This is a genomic window from Arenibacter catalasegens (assembly GCF_002909235.1).
GTDB lineage: Bacteria > Bacteroidota > Bacteroidia > Flavobacteriales > Flavobacteriaceae > Arenibacter > Arenibacter catalasegens.
The window spans coordinates 200,144-217,778 of record NZ_PHQQ01000002.1; the positions used below are offsets into that span (position 1 = coordinate 200,144).

General features: G+C 37.8%; 32 protein-coding genes. All 32 read right to left on the reverse strand.

What is annotated here, in order from left to right:
• Positions 1–59 precede the first annotated feature (59 nt).
• On the reverse strand, positions 60–593 hold the full coding sequence (gene rplQ / locus CWD90_RS02690; protein ID WP_103474392.1) for a 50S ribosomal protein L17: 534 nt from the start codon (positions 591–593) through the stop codon (positions 60–62).
• 56 nt (positions 594–649) lie between these two features.
• A complete protein-coding gene (locus CWD90_RS02695) occupies positions 650–1,642 on the reverse strand; it encodes a DNA-directed RNA polymerase subunit alpha (protein ID WP_103474393.1) in 993 nt (330 codons plus the stop codon).
• A gap of 19 nt (positions 1,643–1,661) precedes the next feature.
• Positions 1,662–2,267 (reverse strand): 30S ribosomal protein S4, encoded by a 606-nt coding sequence (rpsD, locus tag CWD90_RS02700; protein WP_103474394.1) that lies wholly within the window; start codon positions 2,265–2,267, stop codon positions 1,662–1,664.
• Between the two features lie 103 nt (positions 2,268–2,370).
• Positions 2,371–2,763: a 30S ribosomal protein S11 gene (rpsK, locus tag CWD90_RS02705; RefSeq protein ID WP_103440698.1), complete on the reverse strand. Its 393-nt coding sequence runs from the start codon at positions 2,761–2,763 to the stop codon at positions 2,371–2,373.
• A 13-nt stretch (positions 2,764–2,776) separates the two neighbouring features.
• Positions 2,777–3,151 carry a 30S ribosomal protein S13 gene (gene rpsM / locus CWD90_RS02710; RefSeq protein ID WP_103474395.1) on the reverse strand — a complete coding sequence of 125 codons (375 nt, stop codon included), beginning with the start codon at positions 3,149–3,151 and terminating at the stop codon, positions 2,777–2,779.
• 2 nt (positions 3,152–3,153) lie between these two features.
• Positions 3,154–3,270: a type B 50S ribosomal protein L36 gene (ykgO, locus tag CWD90_RS02715; RefSeq protein ID WP_013621733.1), complete on the reverse strand. Its 117-nt coding sequence runs from the start codon at positions 3,268–3,270 to the stop codon at positions 3,154–3,156.
• A 9-nt stretch (positions 3,271–3,279) separates the two neighbouring features.
• Positions 3,280–3,495, reverse strand: coding sequence for a translation initiation factor IF-1 (gene infA, locus CWD90_RS02720; RefSeq protein WP_013751343.1), 216 nt, complete (start codon positions 3,493–3,495; stop codon positions 3,280–3,282).
• 3 nt (positions 3,496–3,498) lie between these two features.
• Positions 3,499–4,842: a preprotein translocase subunit SecY gene (gene secY / locus CWD90_RS02725; RefSeq protein WP_103474396.1), complete on the reverse strand. Its 1,344-nt coding sequence runs from the start codon at positions 4,840–4,842 to the stop codon at positions 3,499–3,501.
• Between the two features lie 12 nt (positions 4,843–4,854).
• Positions 4,855–5,307: a 50S ribosomal protein L15 gene (gene rplO, locus CWD90_RS02730; protein ID WP_103474397.1), complete on the reverse strand. Its 453-nt coding sequence runs from the start codon at positions 5,305–5,307 to the stop codon at positions 4,855–4,857.
• A 15-nt stretch (positions 5,308–5,322) separates the two neighbouring features.
• A complete protein-coding gene (rpmD, locus tag CWD90_RS02735) occupies positions 5,323–5,502 on the reverse strand; it encodes a 50S ribosomal protein L30 (RefSeq protein WP_072865343.1) in 180 nt (59 codons plus the stop codon).
• A gap of 13 nt (positions 5,503–5,515) precedes the next feature.
• Positions 5,516–6,040, reverse strand: coding sequence for a 30S ribosomal protein S5 (gene rpsE / locus CWD90_RS02740; RefSeq protein WP_103474398.1), 525 nt, complete (start codon positions 6,038–6,040; stop codon positions 5,516–5,518).
• Positions 6,041–6,047: 7 nt separating this feature from the next.
• A complete protein-coding gene (rplR, locus tag CWD90_RS02745) occupies positions 6,048–6,404 on the reverse strand; it encodes a 50S ribosomal protein L18 (protein ID WP_103474399.1) in 357 nt (118 codons plus the stop codon).
• Positions 6,405–6,415: 11 nt separating this feature from the next.
• Entirely contained in the window at positions 6,416–6,958 is a 543-nt protein-coding gene (gene rplF / locus CWD90_RS02750; RefSeq protein WP_103474400.1) for a 50S ribosomal protein L6, read from the reverse strand.
• Between the two features lie 20 nt (positions 6,959–6,978).
• Positions 6,979–7,377 carry a 30S ribosomal protein S8 gene (gene rpsH, locus CWD90_RS02755; RefSeq protein WP_103474401.1) on the reverse strand — a complete coding sequence of 133 codons (399 nt, stop codon included), beginning with the start codon at positions 7,375–7,377 and terminating at the stop codon, positions 6,979–6,981.
• Positions 7,378–7,444: 67 nt separating this feature from the next.
• The gene (rpsN, locus tag CWD90_RS02760) at positions 7,445–7,714 is read right to left on the reverse strand and encodes a 30S ribosomal protein S14 (RefSeq protein ID WP_103474402.1); all 270 of its coding nucleotides are present in this window, start codon (positions 7,712–7,714) and stop codon (positions 7,445–7,447) included.
• A 1-nt stretch (position 7,715) separates the two neighbouring features.
• Positions 7,716–8,267 (reverse strand): 50S ribosomal protein L5, encoded by a 552-nt coding sequence (gene rplE / locus CWD90_RS02765; protein WP_103474403.1) that lies wholly within the window; start codon positions 8,265–8,267, stop codon positions 7,716–7,718.
• A gap of 2 nt (positions 8,268–8,269) precedes the next feature.
• Positions 8,270–8,584: a 50S ribosomal protein L24 gene (gene rplX, locus CWD90_RS02770; protein WP_103474404.1), complete on the reverse strand. Its 315-nt coding sequence runs from the start codon at positions 8,582–8,584 to the stop codon at positions 8,270–8,272.
• A 13-nt stretch (positions 8,585–8,597) separates the two neighbouring features.
• A complete protein-coding gene (gene rplN / locus CWD90_RS02775; RefSeq protein WP_066424974.1) occupies positions 8,598–8,966 on the reverse strand; it encodes a 50S ribosomal protein L14 in 369 nt (122 codons plus the stop codon).
• A gap of 2 nt (positions 8,967–8,968) precedes the next feature.
• Positions 8,969–9,226, reverse strand: a complete 258-nt coding sequence (gene rpsQ / locus CWD90_RS02780; protein ID WP_031445107.1) for a 30S ribosomal protein S17 — start codon at positions 9,224–9,226, stop codon at positions 8,969–8,971.
• Positions 9,227–9,239: 13 nt separating this feature from the next.
• Entirely contained in the window at positions 9,240–9,431 is a 192-nt protein-coding gene (rpmC, locus tag CWD90_RS02785; protein ID WP_103474405.1) for a 50S ribosomal protein L29, read from the reverse strand.
• 17 nt (positions 9,432–9,448) lie between these two features.
• Positions 9,449–9,868, reverse strand: coding sequence for a 50S ribosomal protein L16 (gene rplP / locus CWD90_RS02790; RefSeq protein ID WP_103474406.1), 420 nt, complete (start codon positions 9,866–9,868; stop codon positions 9,449–9,451).
• 20 nt (positions 9,869–9,888) lie between these two features.
• Positions 9,889–10,611 (reverse strand): 30S ribosomal protein S3, encoded by a 723-nt coding sequence (gene rpsC, locus CWD90_RS02795; RefSeq protein ID WP_103440711.1) that lies wholly within the window; start codon positions 10,609–10,611, stop codon positions 9,889–9,891.
• A gap of 10 nt (positions 10,612–10,621) precedes the next feature.
• Positions 10,622–11,029, reverse strand: coding sequence for a 50S ribosomal protein L22 (gene rplV, locus CWD90_RS02800; RefSeq protein WP_103440712.1), 408 nt, complete (start codon positions 11,027–11,029; stop codon positions 10,622–10,624).
• 3 nt (positions 11,030–11,032) lie between these two features.
• Positions 11,033–11,311 (reverse strand): 30S ribosomal protein S19, encoded by a 279-nt coding sequence (gene rpsS, locus CWD90_RS02805; RefSeq protein WP_026810026.1) that lies wholly within the window; start codon positions 11,309–11,311, stop codon positions 11,033–11,035.
• 13 nt (positions 11,312–11,324) lie between these two features.
• A complete protein-coding gene (rplB, locus tag CWD90_RS02810; protein ID WP_103474407.1) occupies positions 11,325–12,149 on the reverse strand; it encodes a 50S ribosomal protein L2 in 825 nt (274 codons plus the stop codon).
• 9 nt (positions 12,150–12,158) lie between these two features.
• Positions 12,159–12,449: a 50S ribosomal protein L23 gene (gene rplW, locus CWD90_RS02815; protein ID WP_103474408.1), complete on the reverse strand. Its 291-nt coding sequence runs from the start codon at positions 12,447–12,449 to the stop codon at positions 12,159–12,161.
• A 7-nt stretch (positions 12,450–12,456) separates the two neighbouring features.
• Positions 12,457–13,086 (reverse strand): 50S ribosomal protein L4, encoded by a 630-nt coding sequence (rplD, locus tag CWD90_RS02820; RefSeq protein WP_103474409.1) that lies wholly within the window; start codon positions 13,084–13,086, stop codon positions 12,457–12,459.
• The gene (gene rplC, locus CWD90_RS02825; protein WP_103474410.1) at positions 13,086–13,706 is read right to left on the reverse strand and encodes a 50S ribosomal protein L3; all 621 of its coding nucleotides are present in this window, start codon (positions 13,704–13,706) and stop codon (positions 13,086–13,088) included. The genes rplD and rplC overlap by 1 nt, the downstream gene beginning before the upstream one ends.
• 157 nt (positions 13,707–13,863) lie before the next feature.
• The gene (rpsJ, locus tag CWD90_RS02830; RefSeq protein WP_010230113.1) at positions 13,864–14,169 is read right to left on the reverse strand and encodes a 30S ribosomal protein S10; all 306 of its coding nucleotides are present in this window, start codon (positions 14,167–14,169) and stop codon (positions 13,864–13,866) included.
• Positions 14,170–14,180: 11 nt separating this feature from the next.
• Positions 14,181–16,313, reverse strand: coding sequence for an elongation factor G (gene fusA / locus CWD90_RS02835; protein WP_103474411.1), 2,133 nt, complete (start codon positions 16,311–16,313; stop codon positions 14,181–14,183).
• A gap of 9 nt (positions 16,314–16,322) precedes the next feature.
• Positions 16,323–16,799, reverse strand: coding sequence for a 30S ribosomal protein S7 (gene rpsG, locus CWD90_RS02840; protein ID WP_103474412.1), 477 nt, complete (start codon positions 16,797–16,799; stop codon positions 16,323–16,325).
• A gap of 77 nt (positions 16,800–16,876) precedes the next feature.
• A complete protein-coding gene (rpsL, locus tag CWD90_RS02845) occupies positions 16,877–17,251 on the reverse strand; it encodes a 30S ribosomal protein S12 (RefSeq protein ID WP_031445118.1) in 375 nt (124 codons plus the stop codon).
• Between the last annotated feature and the right edge of the window lie 384 nt (positions 17,252–17,635).

Consider the following 17,635-nt stretch of genomic DNA (forward strand, 5'->3'; position numbering starts at 1 on the left):
AAAAAAAGGATAAGCTTTTAGGCTTATCCTTTTTCAATTATAAATATTTAATAACAATTTTACTCTTTAGAATCATCTGCTTTTGTTTCGGCTTCAGTTTCTGACTTTGTTTCTGCTTTTGCTGCCTCTTCTGCAACTGGAGCATCTTCTACTTTTTTGCTTTTACCCCTTCTTGTGGTCTTTTGCTTTTTAGGCTTACCTGCATTGTAAATTTCATTGAAATCTACAAGTTCGATCATGGCCATATCTGCATTATCCCCAAGACGATTTCCCAATTTAATAATTCTGGTATATCCTCCTGGTCTGTCAGCTACCTTTTCAGCAACACTGCTAAAAAGTTCGGTAACTGCATACTTGTCTCGAAGATTTTTAAAAACAATACGTCTGTTGTGAGTACCTTTTTCCACTGATTGATTATTTTCAGCTTTAGATTTGGTAATCAATGGCTCTACAAACTGCTTTAAGGCTTTTGCCTTGGCAACAGTTGTATTAATTCTCTTATGTTCTATTAATGAACAAGCCATGTTTGCCAACATAGACTTTCTATGGGCTTTCTTTCTTCCTAAATGATTAACTTTCTTACCGTGTCTCATTGTTCTTTTCTATAATCCTTCTTAGTCTTGGTTTCCCAGTTCCTTTGAAAGTTCAATTAATCTTTATCCAATTTATATTTTGACAAATCCATTCCAAAGCTTAAGCCTTTATTGATAACCAATTCTTCCAATTCAGTTAAGGACTTTTTACCAAAGTTTCTAAACTTCATCAAATCGTTCTTATTAAAAGAAACCAAATCACCAAGTGTATCTACTTCAGCAGCTTTTAAACAGTTCAATGCTCTAACAGAAAGATCCATATCAACCAATTTGGTTTTCAATAGTTGACGCATATGCAATGATTCCTCATCATACGTCTCTGTTTGTGCAATCTCGTCAGCTTCCAACGTAATACGCTCGTCGGAGAACAACATAAAGTGGTGTATTAAAACTTTAGCTCCTTCGGTCAATGCCTCTTTTGGGTGAATTGAACCATCGGTTGCGATTTCAAAAACCAACTTCTCATAATCGGTCTTTTGTTCTACACGAAAGTTTTCTATACTATACTTTACATTTTTTATAGGTGTAAAGATAGAATCTACAGCAATTGTACCAATTGGTGCATTGGATTTTTTATTTTCCTCTGCTGGTACATACCCTCTACCTTTATCTATAGTAACCTCCATGTTAATGCTAACCTTGGGGTCCATGTTACAAATAACCAAATCTGGATTCAATACTTGATAACCAGAAATAAATTTTTGAAAATCACCTGCAGTCAATTGTTCCTTTCCACTAACAGAGATAGATACTGTTTCACTATCAACATCATCTATCTGTCTTTTGAAACGAACCTGTTTAAGGTTTAGAATGATTTCGGTAACATCTTCCACAACACCAGAAATTACAGAGAACTCATGTTCCACCTTATCAATTCTAACAGAAGTGATAGCAAAACCTTCCAAGGACGAAAGCAAAACTCTTCTTAATGCGTTCCCAACAGTTAGGCCATAACCTGGTTCCAACGGACGAAATTCGAATTTACCTTCGAAATCGGAGGAATCAATCATTATAACTTTATCGGGCTTCTGAAAATTTAATAATGCCATAATTGGATCAGTGTTGTATTTATTTAGAGTATAACTCGACTATTAATTGTTCTTTGATATTCTCTGGAATTTGCATTCTTTCAGGAATGGAAACAAAATTACCTTCCATTTTTTCAGAATTCCAAGTAATCCATTCGTACACGCTGCTATTTGCAGAAAGCGCATCATCGATTGCTCTTAAAGACTTAGACTTTTCCCTAACACCAACAACATCACCGGGTTTTAAAGCATAAGATGGTATGTTAACCAACTCACCATTAACCGTAATATGTCTATGGGAAACCAATTGTCTTGCTCCACTTCTAGAAGGAGAGATACCCATTCTGTAAACTACGTTATCTAAACGCGATTCACATAATTGAAGTAATACCTCACCAGTAACTCCTTTACTTCTATTTGCTTTCCCAAATATGTTCCGGAATTGTTTTTCCAAAATACCATAAGTGTATTTTGCTTTTTGCTTTTCCATTAACTGGATAGCGTATTCAGACTTTTTACCACGACGTCTGTTATTACCGTGTTGTCCTGGAGGATAATTTCTTTTCTCAAAAGATTTATCATCTCCGAAAATCGCTTCCCCGAATTTACGGGCGATCTTTGTTTTTGGTCCTGTATATCTTGCCATTTTCTTTTAGTTTGGAAACGTGATCATGAATTAAGGCTAATCCTTCGATAATCGTAACTACATTTCCTTGAAACGCCCCTTTGGGGCAATTGATTACTATTAATTATACTCTTCTTCTTTTAGGTGGTCTACAACCATTGTGCGGCATTGGAGTTACATCGATAATCTCTGTAACCTCAATTCCTGAGTTATGGATGGAACGAATAGCAGATTCCCTACCATTTCCCGGTCCTTTTACATAAACCTTTACTTTTCTTAAACCAGCTTCATGAGCAACTTTAGCACAATCTTCAGAAGCTATTTGAGCTGCATACGGAGTGTTCTTTTTAGAACCTCTGAAACCCATTTTCCCAGCTGAAGACCAAGAGATTACATCACCCTTTTTGTTGGTTAAAGAAATAATAATATTATTAAAAGAAGCAGTAACATGAGCTTCGCCCACAGACTCTACTATAACCTTACGCTTCTTTGCTGCTTTTGCACTTGCCTTTGCCATAATATCCTAATTATTATTTAGTTGCTTTCTTCTTGTTAGCAACTGTTTTCCTCTTACCTTTTCTTGTTCTAGAGTTGTTCTTGGTACGTTGACCTCTTAAAGGCAAACCAGATCTATGGCGAATACCTCTATAACAACCTATATCCATTAAACGCTTAATGTTCAATTGGTTTTCAGAACGCAATTCCCCTTCTATTGTCAAAGAAGAAACTGCCTCACGAATACGACCAATCTCATCATCGTTCCAGTCAGATACTTTGGTATCCTCACTTACTTGGGCGGTAGATAAAATCTCCTTAGCCCTACTGTTACCTATACCAAAGATATAGGTTAGGGCTATTACCCCTCTTTTCTGTTTTGGTATGTCTACACCTGCAATTCTTGCCATAATTACCCTTGTCTTTGTTTAAATCTAGGATTCTTTTTATTAATTACGTACAATCTGCCTTTTCTACGCACAATCTTGCACTCGGCACTTCTTTTCTTTATTGATGCTCTAACTTTCATCCTATTTACTTAATATCTATATGTAATTCTTGCTTTACTCAAATCGTAGGGGCTCATCTCGAGCTTAACCTTATCCCCTGGAAGTAACTTAATATAATGCATCCGCATTTTTCCAGAGATATGTGCTGTTACCACATGACCGTTTTCCAACTCCACGCGGAACATGGCATTTGACAATGCCTCAATTATGCTTCCATCCTGCTCTATCGCTGCCTGTTTAGCCATAATCTATGCTACCTTTCTATTTTTACCTGATTTCATCAACCCGTCATAATGTCTGTTCAACAAATATGAATTTACTTGTTGTACTGTATCAATCGCAACACCTACCATAATCAACAATGAGGTTCCACCGTAAAACAATGCCCAACCTGCCTGTACATCCATAAGCTTTACAATCACTGCCGGCAATACCGCCAATAATGCAAGGAACACAGATCCTGGTAAAGTAATCAATGACATAATCTTATCCAAGAAATCTCCAGTTTCCTTTCCTGGTCTAATTCCAGGAATAAAACCACCACTTCTTTTTAAATCATCAGCCATTTTATTTGTAGGTACCGTAATCGCCGTATAGAAATATGTAAAAACTATTATCAAAAATCCGAACAACAGATTGTAAGCCAATCCAAATATATCTTGGAACTGAACCTCCATCCACTGCCCCACGGCCGTGTTGTTAAAGGTCTTACCCAATAATCCTGGTGCAAACATTATAGCCTGTGCAAATATAATAGGCATAACTCCAGAAGCATTCAGTTTTAAAGGAATATACTGTCTAGATCCCATGATATTTTTTTCATAACCACCGGAAGCGGTTCTTCTTGCGTACTGGACCGGAATCTGACGCGTCGCCATCACCAACAATACACATAACAATATCACAGCGAACCATATAATAACTTCAATAAGCATGAACATAAGTCCACCGTTGTTATTTGCCGTTCTTGATATAAATTCCTGAACAAAATTCTGTGGCATATTGGCTATAATACCAACCATAATCAATAAGGAAATACCATTACCAATACCCTTATCAGTAATCTTCTCACCCAACCACATTGCGAAAATTGTTCCTGCAACCAAAATTATTACCGATGGGATAATAAAATCAAACCCCTTACCAAATACAAAGGCACTATCAGGAACACCCAAGGCACCCAAACTATACAAATAAGCTGGAGCTTGAACAATACAAATTCCAATGGTAAGCCATCTGGTTATTTGATTGATCGTCTTTCTTCCACTTTCACCTTCCTTTTGTAATTTTTGAAGATAAGGAATAGCTATACCCATTAACTGCACAACAATAGATGCAGAAATATAGGGCATAATTCCCAACGCAAAAACCGAGGCATTGGATAAAGCTCCACCTGTAAAGGCATTCAATATTCCCAAAATACCACTATCAGTACTCGATGCCAAAGCACCTAATTGGGTAGAATCAATACCCGGAAGAACTACCTGGGCACCGAAACGATACACCAAAAGCAAACCAAGGGTAACAATAATCCTGCCCCTAAGCTCTTCAATCTTCCAAATATTTGATAATGTCTCGAAAAATTTCTTCATAGTATTCTTTGCTTATAAACTTATAGCCTCACCACCTGCAGCCTCAATAGCGGCTTTTGCTGTAGCTGTAAATTTATGTACAGAAACTTTAAGGGAAGCTTTTAGCTCTCCATTACCAAGAATCTTAACCAAATCGTTTTTACCAACCAATCCATTTTCCACAAGGGCTTCTAAAGTAACTATATCCTTAATAGCTCCTTTATCTACCAATTCCTGTAATTTTTCAAGATTGATACCTGCGTAATCCTTTCTATTGATATTCGTAAAACCAAACTTTGGCACACGTCTCTGCAATGGCATTTGACCACCTTCGAAACCAATTTTCTTAGAATAACCAGACCTGGATTTAGCACCTTTATGCCCTCTGGTAGCAGTACCTCCTTTACCGGAACCCTGACCTCTACCTATGACTTTACCGGCTTTTCGGACAGCTCCTTCCGCTGGTTTTAAATTACTTAAATTCATAACACCAAAATTATATTAAGCCTCCTCAGTGGAAACTAAGTGTTTAACTTTATTTATCATCCCAAGAATATTAGAAGTAGCATCATGTTCAACTACTTGTCCTATTCTACGTAAACCAAGAGCCTCTAATGTTCTCTTTTGATTTTGAGCTCTTTTAATACTGCTCTTTACCTGTTTTACTTTAATCTTTCCCATTATATTCTTGGTTTTATCCTTTAAAAACTTTTTCTAAAGAAATACCTCTTTGGTTTGCAACTGTCTTTGCACCTCTAAGTTGCAAAAGAGCATCAAAAGTAGCTTTTACTACGTTATGAGGGTTAGAAGAACCTTGTGATTTAGACAATACATCCTGAACACCAACAGCTTCCAATACCGCTCTAACAGCACCACCTGCGATAACTCCGGTACCATGCGATGCAGGCTGGATATAAACTCTAGCTCCACCGAATTTCCCTTTTTGTTCGTGCGGCAAAGTACCTTTGTTCAATGGAATTCTAATAAGATTCTTTTTAGCATCTTCTATAGCCTTGGCAATTGCCGTAGCAACTTCCTTAGACTTACCTAGACCATGACCTACTACACCATTCTCATCACCTACCACAACGATAGCAGAAAATCCGAACGCCCTACCACCTTTAGTAACTTTGGTAACACGTTGTACCCCAACCAATCTATCTTTTAATTCTAAACCTCCCGGCTTAACAGTCTCTACGTTTTTGTATTTCTGATACATAATATTCTTAGAATTTTAATCCTGCTTCCCTAGCGCCGTCGGCTAATGATTTTACTCTACCATGGTATAAATTACCACCTCTATCAAAAGCAACAGCTTCTATTCCGGCTTCTTTTGCTTTTTCGGCAAGAGCCTTACCAACTATATTGGCTACTTCTGTTTTTGTCCCTTTAGTTTTAGCTAACGCTTTATCCCTTGAGGAGGCGGACACTATAGTTGTTCCGGCAACATCATCAATAATTTGTGCGTATATTCCAGTATTGCTTCTGAAAACAGCTAGCCTTGGTCTTTCTGCAGTACCTGAGGATATTTTTCTAATTCTCCTTCTGATACGTAGTCTTCTTTCAGTCTTCGTTAATCCCATAATGCTAATTATTAAGCCGATTTACCAGCTTTTCTTCTTAATTGTTCACCAACGAACTTAATTCCTTTTCCTTTGTAAGGTTCTGGCTTACGCAAAGATCTAATCTTAGCGGCGATCTGCCCCACTAATTGCTTATCATGCGAACTTAGCTTTATAATTGGATTTTTTCCTTTTTCGGATACGGTCTCCACTTTTACTTCTGAAGCCACATCCAAAACGATGTTGTGTGAAAATCCCAAAGCTAGGTCCAATGTTTGTCCTTGGTTACTGGCACGATATCCTACCCCTACCAATTCCAATTCCTTTACCCATCCTTTAGAAACTCCTTCGATCATATTAAAGAACAATGATCTATAAAGACCATGTCTCGCTTTATGCTCCTTGGAATCTGAAGGTCTTGTAACAAAAACTTGACCATCTTCAACTTTAGCCGCAGCACCAGAAAATTCTTGAGAGAGTTCTCCCAACTTACCTTTTACGGTAATAACATCTTCCTTAACCTCTACGGTTACTCCTTCTGGAATTGCTATTGGATTATTACCTGTTCTAGACATTATTCTAAATCTTTATAGTATTAATAAACATAACATAATACTTCCCCACCTGCATTCTCAAGCTTTGCTTGCTTACTGGTCATTACACCATGGGAAGTAGAAATAATTGCAATACCAAGACCATTTAATACTCTTGGCAACTCCTGTGAGTTAACATATTTCCTAAGTCCTGGTGTACTAACTCGTTTAATTTTCTTTATAACCGGCTCTTTAGTCAATTTGTCATATTTCAAAGCTATCTTAACAACCCCTTGAACCGCATTATCTTCAAATTTGTAGCTTAAAATATATCCTTGATCGAATAATATTTTAGTGATTTCTTTCTTTAGATTAGATGCAGGTATCTCTACCACTCTGTGGCCAGCACTACTTGCATTTCTAATTCTAGTTAAATAATCCGAAATTGGATCTGTAAACATAATTATTGATTTACGGTAACGGTTTTTAACATTCTTGCTAAACCTGAAACCAGTTTATATTCTTTTATTACCAGCTAGCTTTTCTTACACCAGGTATTAGGCCATTATTGGCCATTTCCCTAAAGGTAACCCTAGATACACCGAAAGTTCTCATGTAACCTTTTGGTCTACCAGTTATCTTACAACGGTTATGCATACGAACAGGTGAAGCATTTTTAGGTAATTTCTGTAACCCTTCATAATCACCAGCCTCTTTTAAGGCTTTTCTTTTCTCAGCATATTTTGCTACAGTCTTAGCTCTCTTGACCTCACGGGCCTTCATGGATTCTTTAGCCATACTAATTCTTTTTAAAAGGTAGTCCTAATTCGGTTAATAATGATTTAGCTTCTTTATCTGTATCTGCAGAAGTTACAAATGTAATATCCATACCATTGATTCTGTTAATTTTATCAATGTTTATTTCTGGAAATATGATTTGCTCCGTAATACCTAGATTATAATTCCCTCTTCCATCAAAACCAGTGGCCTTAATCCCTTGGAAATCCCTTACCCTAGGCAACGCAGATGTTACCAATCTATCCAAGAATTCGTACATTCTCTCTCCACGCAAGGTTACTTTTGCCCCAATCGGCATCCCTTTACGTAATTTAAATGCAGCAACATCCTTTTTAGACATCGTTGAAATTGCTTTTTGGCCAGTAATATTGGTCAACTCATCTACCGCATGGTCAATAAGCTTCTTATCCGCAACAGCGGCACCAACACCTCTACTAACAACAATTTTTTCTAATTTAGGAACCTGCATTACATTTTTGTAACCAAACTCCTCTTTAAGAGCCATAACAACTCTTTCTTTATATTCCTGTTTTAATCTTGGAACGTAGGCCATAACTAAATTACTTCTTTAGATTTCTTAGAAAATCTTACTTTCTTACCATCTCTTACCTCAAATCCTACTCTAGTGGTCTCTCCAGATTTTGGATCGATCAATGACAGATTGGATATTTGTAAGGGAGCCTCTTTCTTAACAATCCCTCCTTGAGGATTGCTAGCACTTGGCTTTTCGTGTTTAGAAACCATATTGGCTCCTTCAACGATTGCCTTGTTCTTTTCACGGTTTACACTTACAACCTTACCTTCTACACCTTTGTGGTCTCCGGCAACAATTCTAACAGTATCCCCTGTTTTGATTTTTAATTTTCCCATTTTGCTATTTTTATTAAAGCACCTCTGGAGCTAATGATACAATTTTCATGAATTGCTTATCACGAAGTTCCCTAGCTACCGGTCCAAAAACACGTGTTCCCCTCATTTCCCCAGTTGGGTTCAAAAGTACACAGGCATTATCATCGAAACGAATATAAGAACCATCCGGTCTCCTAACTTCCTTTTTTGTTCTTACAACAACTGCTGTGGAAACCGCACCTTTTTTAATAGCTCCGTTAGGAGTAGCTTCCTTAACGGTCACTACAATTTTATCCCCAACAGAAGCGTATCTTCTTTTTGTACCTCCCAACACACGAATGGTCAAAACTTCTTTCGCCCCCGTATTATCTGCTACTTTTAGTCTAGATTCTTGCTGTAACATAATTATTTAGCTCTTTCAATGATTTCCACTAGTCTCCAACATTTGGTCTTACTCAATGGACGAGTCTCCATTATCTTAACAGTATCGCCAATATTGCAATCGTTCTTTTCATCGTGTGCAACATATTTCTTAGTTTTCAACACGAACTTTCCGTACATAGGGTGTTTAACACGTTTAACTTCTGAAACCACTACTGATTTCTCCATTTTGTTGCTAGTCACAACTCCTATTCTCTCTTTTCTTAAATTCCTTTTTTCCATAAAGCAGAACCAATTATTGTAATTCCCTTTTAGTTAATTCAGTTGCCAATCTCGCCACAGTTCTTCTCACTTTCCTAATAAGTAAAGGATTTTCCAATGGTGTAACAGAATGAGCCAATTTTAAATCGAAATACTGTTTTTTAAATTCAGTACTCTTTTCTTTTAACCCCTCAACTGATAATTCTTTTATTTCTGATTGTTTCATGATTCCTTGCAATTATATTAAGCAGAATAGTCCCTAGCAATAATAAATTTTGTTCTTACTGGTAGTTTCTGTGCCGCAAGACGCAAAGCCTCTTTTGCAATATCAAGAGAAACACCAGCTATTTCGAACATAATCCGTCCTGGTAATACCACAGCTACAAAATATTCTGGAGCACCTTTACCTTTACCCATACGAACCTCTAACGGTTTTTTGGTGATAGGCTTGTCCGGAAATATTTTTATCCATAATTGGCCTTCTCTTTTCATGTACCTAGTTGCCGCAATACGTGCTGCTTCAATTTGGCGCGATGTTATAAAAGAGGTATCTATTGATTTTATACCAAACATACCGTTTGAAAGTTGGTGACCCCTACCTGTGATCCCTTTCATACGACCTTTCTGCATTTTGCGGAACTTAGTCCTTTTTGGCTGTAACATTTCTTTACTTCTTTAAAAAATTACTTTCTACGACGTTGTTTCTTCGGTCCTTCTTGCTTGCCACCTTTTCCTGGAGACTGGCTCTTTGCCATACCTACCAATGGAGAAAGTTCTCTTTTTCCATAAACCTCACCTTTCATGATCCATACTTTGATACCCAATCTTCCGTAGGTTGTATGCGCTTCATGCAAAGCATAATCTATATCGGCTCTAAAAGTAGACAATGGAATCCTACCATCTTTATAAGATTCAGATCTTGCCATTTCAGCTCCGTTCAAACGTCCAGATATCTGAATTTTTATCCCTTCAGCATTCATTCTCATTGCAGCTGCGATCGCCATCTTAATAGCTCTTCTAAAAGAAATTCTACTTTCTATTTGGCGAGCTACACTGGCGGCAACTAAATTAGCGTCCAATTCAGGTCTCTTAATCTCAAAAATGTTGATCTGAACTTCCTTGTCCGTAATCTTTTTAAGCTCCTCTTTTAATTTGTCTACCTCTTGTCCACCTTTACCAATGATTATACCTGGTCTTGCAGTAGTAATAGTAACCGTAATTAATTTTAAAGTACGCTCAATAATAATTCTAGACACACTTGCTTTTGCCAAACGTGCATGAACATATTTTCTGATCTTATCGTCTTCGGCAAGTTTATCACCATAATCGTTTCCACCGTACCAGTTAGACTCCCATCCTCTGATAATTCCTAGACGATTTCCGATTGGATTTGTTTTCTGTCCCATACTAAATGCTCTAGCTTTGTGTGTTATTGTTAGATCCCAAAACCAAAGTAACGTGGTTGGAACGTTTTCTAATTCTATGTGCTCTTCCTTGCGGAGCAGGACGTAGTCTTTTCAACATACTTCCACCATCCACTCTAATCTCCTTAACAAAAAGTTCAGCTTCCTCAACACTGGCATCTTCATTCTTAGCTTGCCAGTTAGCTATTGCGGATAACAATAACTTCTCCAGTCTACGTGACGATTCCTTTGAGTTGAATTTCAAAATAGCAAGCGCTTTCTCTACTTTTACACCTCTAACCAAATCCGCAACCAAGCGCATTTTTCTAGGGGAAGTAGGGCAATTATTTAATTTTGCAAACGCTATTTGCTGCTTTTCTGCCTTAATTCTTTCGGCCATTTGTTTTTTACGAACTCCCATAGCTTACTTTTTACCTTTATTTTTTGCCCCTGCATGACCCCTAAAAGATCGTGTTGGAGAAAATTCACCTAATTTGTGACCCACCATGTTTTCTGTAACAAAAACAGGTACAAATTGCTTTCCATTGTGAACCGCTATTGTCTGACCTACAAAATCAGGAGTAATCATAGAAGCTCTAGACCATGTCTTTATGACTGCCTTTTTACCAGATTCAACATTTTGTTGGACTTTTTTATCCAAACTATAGTGAACGTAAGGTCCTTTCTTTAATGAACGTGCCATTTCTTTCTACTTTTTATTTCTTTCTACGTTCTAAAATATACTTGTTGGTACTCTTGGTCTTGGAACGGGTCCTGAATCCTTTTGCAGGAATACCGTTTCTAGATCTAGGATGACCTCCAGAAGCCCTACCTTCTCCACCACCCATGGGGTGATCAACAGGGTTCATTGCAACTGGCCTTGTTCTTGGTCTTCTTCCCAACCATCTACTTCTACCTGCCTTACCTGACACCAATAATTGATGATCAGAGTTAGATACAGCACCTATAGTGGCCAAACAATTCGCTAAAATCAATCTGGTTTCACCTGATGGCAATTTAATGGTAACAAACTTACCGTCCTTCGCCATTAACTGGGCAAATGTACCGGCACTCCTTGCCATCACAGCTCCTTGACCAGGACGTAATTCAATTCCAGATATAATTGTACCCAAAGGTATTTCACTAAGTGGAAGTGCATTCCCGATTTCTGGAGCAACTGAAGCTCCCGAAGATACCTTTTGATCCACCTGTAAACCATTTGGAGCAATAATATATCTCTTTTCACCATCAGCATACGCCAATAAAGCTATAAAAGCTGTTCTGTTCGGATCATATTGGATCGACTCAACCGTGGCAGCAACATCTTGCTTATCCCTTTTGAAATCAATAACACGATACCTTCTCTTATGACCTCCACCTTTTTGGCGTATGGTCATTTTTCCTTGACTGTTTCTACCTCCCGACTTTTTTAACGGAGCAAGCAAGCTTTTTTCCGGCTTATCAGTAGTAATGGCGTCAAATCCGTTTACTACTCTAAAACGCTGCCCGGGAGTGATTGGTTTTAATTTTCTAACTGACATTTTTTGTCTTTATAGATTACTGTAAAAATCAATAATATCTCCTTCTGCGACATCGACAATGGCTTTCTTAAAACCACTTGTCTTTCCGTGTTGTACACCAGTTTTAGTGTAACGCGACTTGCGCGAAGGACCATAATTCATTGTTCGAACTTTCTCAACAGAAACACCATAAGTTGCTTCAACTGCAAGTTTGACCTGAATCTTGTTGGCTTTTGGATCAACAAGAAAACCATAACGATTGTGCAACTCGCTATCAGCAGTCATTTTTTCCGTAATAATTGGCTTTATCAACACACCCATGGTTCGCTTATTTAATTAAGTTCGATTCGATTCCTTCCAAAGAACCTTCCAACAACACTAGGTTGTTAGCGTTTAATATTTTGTAAGTGCTTAATTCTGAGTTAGTTATAACCTCAGAACGCTCTAAATTGCGTGAGGACAAATATACGTTATTATTTGAATCACCCAACACAATTAAGGATTTTTTATTCTCCAAGCCCAAAGACTTCAAAAATTCTTTAAAATCCTTAGTTTTTGGAGCTTCAAAGTTGAAATCTTCAACCACCATTATAGCATTGTCCTTTGACTTCAAAGTTAAGGCAGACCTTCTGGCCAAACGCTTAACATTTTTGTTCAATTTCTGCTTATAATCCTTTGGTCTTGGTCCAAAAATACGTCCACCACCTCTAAACACCGGAGACTTAATACTACCCGCACGAGCAGTACCAGTTCCTTTTTGCTTTTTGATCTTTCTTGTACTACCTGCTATTTCGGCACGCTCTTTGGATTTGTGCGTACCCTGTCTTTGGTGTGCTAAATATTGCTTAACATCCAAATAAACAGCATGATTGTTTGGTTCTATTGCGAATACAGCGTCAGAAAGCTCAACCTTTCTACCTGTTTCTTTTCCCTTAATATCTAAAACTGCTACCTTCATTACTTCTCAATAGTTACGTAAGCGTTCTTATGACCAGGAACACAACCTTTTACTACTATAAGGTTCTTTTCTGGAACAATTTTTAATACTCTCAAGTTTTGAACGGTAACTCTATCAGTTCCCATTCTACCAGCCATTTTCATTCCTTTAAAAACTCTTGCAGGATATGAAGCAGCACCAATGGAACCTGGAGCTCTTAACCTATTGTGCTGACCGTGGGTTGCTTGACCAACACCGGCAAAGCCGTGTCTTTTAACAACACCTTGAAAACCTTTACCCTTAGAGGTACCGATTACATCAACAAATTCTCCTTCTACAAAAAGGTCAACTCCAAGAGTATCTCCTAATTTGTGTGCTCCTTCTTCAAAATACCTGAATTCCATGACCTTTTTCTTGGGAGAAGCGCCTGCTTTTTTAAAGTGACCTGTAGCCGCTTTATTAGCACGTTTTTCTGCCTTGTCATCGAAACCAAGCTGAAGGGCATTGTACCCGTCGACCTCTTCGGTTCTGACTTGGGTAACTACGCATGGTCCAGCCTCGATTACTGTACATGGAATATTCTTTCCATTTTCATCGAAAATGCTGGTCATACCTACTTTTCTACCTATTAACCCAGACATATTTAATTAATTATTAATTGATTACTATTTAAATTATTGACAAAAAAACAGGGTCAAAAAACAATTCAACCCTGAATATATTTTTTTCCGTTTTTCCTTCGCGAAACGCTTAGGACATGTCTTTCATAATTTCGAATTATGAATTCCGAAATTAGAACTATACTTTTATCTCAACCTCAACACCACTAGGAAGTTCTAACTTCATTAGCGCATCGATAGTTTTTGATGAAGAGCTATATATATCCAAAAGTCTTTTGTAAGAACTTAATTGGAACTGCTCCCTTGCTTTTTTATTTACGTGTGGCGAACGCAACACAGTAAATATTTTCTTATGGGTTGGCAAAGGAATTGGTCCAGTTACAACCGCACCGGTAGTCTTTACCGTTTTTACGATCTTCTCAGCAGATTTATCTACCAAGTTATGGTCGTACGACTTTAATTTAATTCTAATTTTTTGACTCATCTTAGTACGATTTAAGCTGTTAATCCTTTTGCTTTCTTAATAACCGCTTCCGAAATATTGGAAGGAGTTTCAGCATAATGTGAAAATTCCATTGTTGAAGTTGCTCTACCTGAAGACAAAGTTCTCAAAGAAGTAACGTATCCAAACATTTCGGACAAAGGCACTTCACCTTTAATTACTTTGGCACCGGCTCTATCATCCATATTAGTAACTGTTCCCCTTCTACGGTTTAAGTCACCTACAATATCACCCATGTTTTCTTCTGGAGTTAGCACCTCCATTTTCATGATTGGCTCCATTATTATTGCTCCAGCAGCCTTACCAGCAGCTTTATAACCCATTTTGGCAGCTAATTCAAAAGATAGTGCATCGGAATCCACAGGGTGGAAAGATCCATCCTTTAGAACTACCTTCATTCTATCCATTTCAAAACCAGCCAAAGGACCATTCTTCATAGCAGCAGTAAATCCTTTTTCAACTGGACCTACAAATTCTTTTGGAATACGACCACCTTTAATTTGATCAACAAACTGCAAACCAGTTCCAACAAAATCGTCATCAGCAGGTCCCATCTCAAAGACGATATCCCCAAATTTACCACGACCCCCAGATTGTTTTTTATAAATTTCCCTGTGTGAAGCCGTTTTGGTCAACGCTTCTTTGTACTCCACTTGTGGCTCTCCTTGGTTCACCTCGACCTTAAACTCACGTCTTAAACGGTCAACAATAATATCCAAGTGAAGCTCACCCATACCAGAGATAATAGTCTGACCTGATGCCTCGTCTGTTTTTACTTGAAAAGTAGGATCCTCTTCTGCTAATTTAGCCAAAGCCATACCCAACTTATCAACATCTACTTTTGTCTTAGGCTCAACAGCAATACCAATTACAGGATCAGGGAAATTCATACTTTCCAACACTATCGGATGTTTTTCATCTGTCAAAGTATCTCCAGTCTTGATATCCTTAAAACCTACTGCCGCACCAATATCCCCTGCCTCAATATAATCAACTGCATTCTGCTTATTGGCGTGCATTTGGTAAATCCTAGAAATACGCTCCTTATTTCCTGAACGATTGTTCAATACATAAGAACCCGCATCCAATCTACCGGAATAAGCCCTGAAAAATGCCAAACGACCTACAAACGGATCCGTAGCAATTTTAAACGCCAAGGCCGCAAACGGCTCCTTAACGCTTGGTTTTCTAGACTCTGGCTTCTCAGTATCAGGGTTGGTACCAATAATCGCTTCCTTATCCAATGGAGAAGGTAAATAACGACATACCGCATCCAATAAAAATTGAACCCCTTTATTTTTAAATGAAGAACCACATATCATAGGTATGATACTCATATCCATAACTGCAGCTCTCAAGGCAGCATGAACTTCATCCTCAGTAATGGAATCTTCATCTTCGAAGAATTTCTCCATCAAGGTTTCGTCATACTCAGCAACAGCTTCTATTAATTCAGCTCTGCAAGCCCTAACTTCTTCTTTCATATCTTCCGGAATAGCAACAACATCAAAAGTTGCCCCGAAATTATCTTCATGCCATATTATAGCTCGGTTTTTCACCAAATCCACAATACCTTTAAAGTCCGCCTCGTCTCCGATTGGCAATACAATAGGCACCGCGTTGGACCCCAACATGGATTTAACCTGTTTGTTAACCATTAGAAAGTCAGCACCCTGACGGTCCATTTTATTAACGAAACCGATACGTGGCACTTTATAATTATCCGCTAATCTCCAGTTAGTTTCAGACTGTGGTTCAACACCATCAACTGCACTAAACAAGAAGACCAAGCCATCCAATACACGCAAAGAACGGTTTACTTCAACCGTAAAATCCACGTGACCCGGAGTATCTATTACATTAAAGTGATAGGATTGAGCATCTGCTGTTGGCTCTGCATTTTCCATCGGAAAAACCCACTCACAAGTTGTAGCAGCAGAAGTAATGGTAATACCACGCTCCTGTTCTTGCTCCATCCAGTCCATTGTGGCAGCACCATCATGTACCTCACCTATTTTATGACTAACCCCAGTATAAAACAAGATACGCTCTGTCGTAGTTGTTTTACCTGCATCTATATGAGCAGCAATACCAATATTTCTTGTTAATTTTAAATCTCTTGCCATTTCTGCTTATTAAAATCTAAAGTGAGAGAATGCTTTGTTTGCTTCTGCCATTTTATGGGTATCTGTTCTTTTCTTAACCGCAGCACCTTCTTCTTTTGCTGCTGCCAAAATTTCTCCAGCTAATTTTTGCGACATCGCTTTTTCGTTCCTCTTACGAGCAAAACTAATAAGCCACTTCATAGCGGTAGAAATCTTACGATCTGGTCTAATTTGCATAGGAATTTGAAAAGTAGCACCACCTACTCTTCTACTTCTCACCTCAACATGAGGCATAACATTGGACAATGCATCTTTCCAAAGCTCCAACGCAGTCTTTTCTTCGTCTGTCTTTTTTTCCTCTACGATATCTATAGCATCGTAAAACACTTTAAAGGCAACCGACTTCTTACCATCCCACATCATCATGTTCACAAAACGTGTCACCAATTGGTCATTAAACCTTGGATCGGGTAAAAGTGGTCTCTTTTTTGCCTGCTTTTTTCTCATTTCTTCTTTTTGAGTTAATGGTCAATAGTCAATTATCAAAAGTATTCCTACCTTTAATAGTAACTGTTAACAAATTTTTACTTCTTAGGGCGTTTTGCTCCGTACTTAGATCTACGTTGTGTCCTTCCAGCAACACCTGCTGTATCCAAAGCACCTCTAACGATGTGATACCTAACTCCTGGCAAATCCTTTACCCTTCCGCCTCTTACTAATACTATCGAGTGCTCTTGTAAATTGTGACCCTCACCTGGTATATATGCGTTTACTTCCTTTCCATTGGTCAACCTAACCCTTGCTACTTTACGCATTGCAGAGTTTGGTTTCTTAGGAGTGGTTGTATAAACACGTGTACATACACCTCTTCTTTGAGGACACGAATCCAAAGCAGCCGATTTACTCTTCTTAGTAATCGTGACTCTTCCTTTTCGTACTAATTGTGAAATTGTTGGCATACTATTTTTGTATAATAAAAACTTAACCCCTCTTTTAAGGGCTGGCAAATGTAGTAATTATTCGCAATATTTCAAACCCTATGGAATTTATTTTTTATATTTTTTATACTCAACAGATTCAATGGCTAGGTTTTATATGTTAACAAACCATATCAAGATGCCCAAATGGACTAAAAAGAAGGATAATATCACGAATAAAAACGAAAAACCAGAACTAAAGTCCGTGAATAATCAGAAAATAGATACTACACATAACTTCTTTTTTTGATAAATTCTCAGCTTAATCGATTAATCTTGTATAATGTCGCAATTTTAAATGCAAATAACCGTTAATCATTGAGATTATTATTGAATTGTCATTATTTTAACTGTTTAGTTGCAATA